General features: G+C 69.5%; 3 protein-coding genes. All 3 read left to right on the top strand.

Annotation, left to right across the window (positions count from 1 at the left end):
- A partial coding sequence (locus APM_RS11205) for an ABC transporter ATP-binding protein (protein WP_007423492.1) occupies window positions 1-675 on the top strand: 675 nt, incomplete at its 5' end.
- 22 nt (window positions 676-697) lie between these two features.
- Window positions 698-1,687, top strand: coding sequence for an MlaD family protein (locus APM_RS11200; protein ID WP_007423491.1), 990 nt, complete (start codon window positions 698-700; stop codon window positions 1,685-1,687).
- Window positions 1,684-2,124: ABC-type transport auxiliary lipoprotein family protein (locus APM_RS11195; protein WP_007423490.1), on the top strand; the 441-nt coding region annotated here is incomplete at its 3' end. The genes APM_RS11200 and APM_RS11195, both read left to right, overlap by 4 nt.

Here is a 2,124-nt window from a genome sequence, read left to right as displayed (position 1 = left end):
GTGAGCTTCGAGGTCGCGCGCGGCGAGGTGTTCGTCGTGCTCGGCGGCTCGGGTTGCGGCAAGTCAACGCTGTTCAAGCAGATGATCGGGCTGCTCCGCCCCACCGAGGGGCGGATCACCGTTGCCGGGCATGACACGGTGGCCGAGGTCGAGGCGGTCCGCCGCGAGATCGGGGTGATGTTCCAGTCCGGTGCGCTGTTCGGCTCGATGACCCTGCTGGAGAACGTGATGCTCCCGCTCACCGTTTTCACCGACCTGCCTTCCGCCGCCCGCGCCGAGATCGCGCGGGTGAAGCTCGCGCTGGTCGGCCTCGCGGAAGCGGCGAACCGGCTGCCGGCGGAGATTTCCGGCGGCATGGCCAAGCGCGCCGCGATCGCCCGCGCGCTGGCGCTCGACCCGCCGATCCTGTTTCTTGACGAGCCTTCCGCCGGGCTCGACCCGATAACGGGCGCCGGGCTCGACCGGCTGATCCTCGACCTGCGCGCCGCCCTCGGCTGCACCTTCGTCGTGATCACCCACGAGCTCGCCTCGATCTTCGCGATCGCCGACCGCTGCCTGATGCTAGATCGCGAGGCGCGCGGCATGATCGCGCTCGGCGTGCCGCGCGAGCTCAAGGCCGCGGCCACGCATCCGCGCGTGCGCGCGTTTTTCAACCGCGAGGAGGATCCCGCATGAGCCGGATCACGGGAGGGCGCTGATGGAACCCAGAGGCGCCGCACTGCGCACCGGGCTGTTCGTGATCGGCGCCATCGTCGTGCTGGTCGGGCTCGTCTTCCTGCTGTCGGGCAACATGTTCCGGCCGGGCGCGGTCTATGAATCCTATTTCCGCGAATCGGTGCAGGGGCTCGATGTCGGCTCGGCGGTGAAGTTCCGCGGGGTGACGATCGGCAAGGTGAGCGAGATCGGCCTCGTCGCGGCGGACTATCCGCCACCCGACCCGAAGAACCTGAACGAGAAGGTCTATCACCAGGTCGTGGTCCAGTACCGGATCGACCCGCGCAAGCTCGGGCGCGATGCCGACATCCTCGAAGCGATCCAGCACGGGCTGCGCGTGCAGGTCGCGCCGCAGGGAATCACCGGCCTCGCCTATCTCGAACTCAGCTTCGTCAACCCGCAGAACAACCCGCCGCAGTCCGTGCCCTGGACGCCGCATCATCTCGTCATCCCCTCGGTGCCGAGCACGCTGACCGAGGTGCAGGACGCGGTGCAGGGCTTCCTCAACAACATGCGGCACGTGAAGCTCGGCCGGACGATCGACACGCTGACCTCGATGATCGACACCGTGAACCGCGAACTGACCACCGGCAGCGCTCACGAGGCGCTGGCCAATGTCAACGGGCTGCTGGTCGAGCTCAAGCACCAGGTCAGGCAGGCCGACCTGCCGGCGACGACCCGCTCGATGCGCACCCTGGCCGACGGCACGCAGACCCGCGAGATCCTGCAGCAGCTCGAAACCACGAGTGCGGCACTCGCGAAGGCGAGTGCGGCGATGCCGGCGCTGATCGCCCAGTCGGAGGCGACGATCCGCCACGCCAACGAGGCGACGGCGATGGTCGAGCGGCAGATGCTGCCGATCCTGCAATCGCTGAAGCAGGCCTCGGCCAATCTCGAAGACCTGTCCGACACGCTGAAACGCAATCCCGCCGCCGCGCTGCGCGGCAGGGAACCGCCGAGAGAGACGCCATGACCCCGATCTCCCGCCGCCTCGCCCTCGCCGCCCCGCTGGCCCTTGCCGGCTGCGGCACGGTGCTGTCGGAACAGCCCTACCGCCCGCGCACCGACTGGCCGCTCGCCCCGGCGCCGGATCTCCACCCGGCATCCCGCCCCTCACGCAAGGTGGTGAAGGTTCATGGCCTCGATGCCGGCCCGGCGCTGACCGATCGCGGGCTGATCACGCTCGAAGCCAATGGGAGCATCCATCGCGGCTATTACAACCGCTGGGCCACAGCGCCGGCGGATGCGGCGACCGCGGCGCTGATGACCTGGCTGCAGGCCTCGGGCGATTTCGCCGCGGTGGTGGGGGATGGATCGTCGGTGACCTCGGATCTGACGGTCGGCGGCACGCTCGACACGCTGCTCGCGGCACCCGCGCGGGGCGAGGCGCGGGCGGCGCTGACCCTGGTG

Source organism: Acidiphilium sp. PM, from assembly GCF_000219295.1.
Taxonomy (GTDB): domain Bacteria; phylum Pseudomonadota; class Alphaproteobacteria; order Acetobacterales; family Acetobacteraceae; genus Acidiphilium; species Acidiphilium multivorum.
Note: the sequence above shows the minus strand (reverse complement) of the source record. Positions and strands in the feature narration are given on the sequence as shown.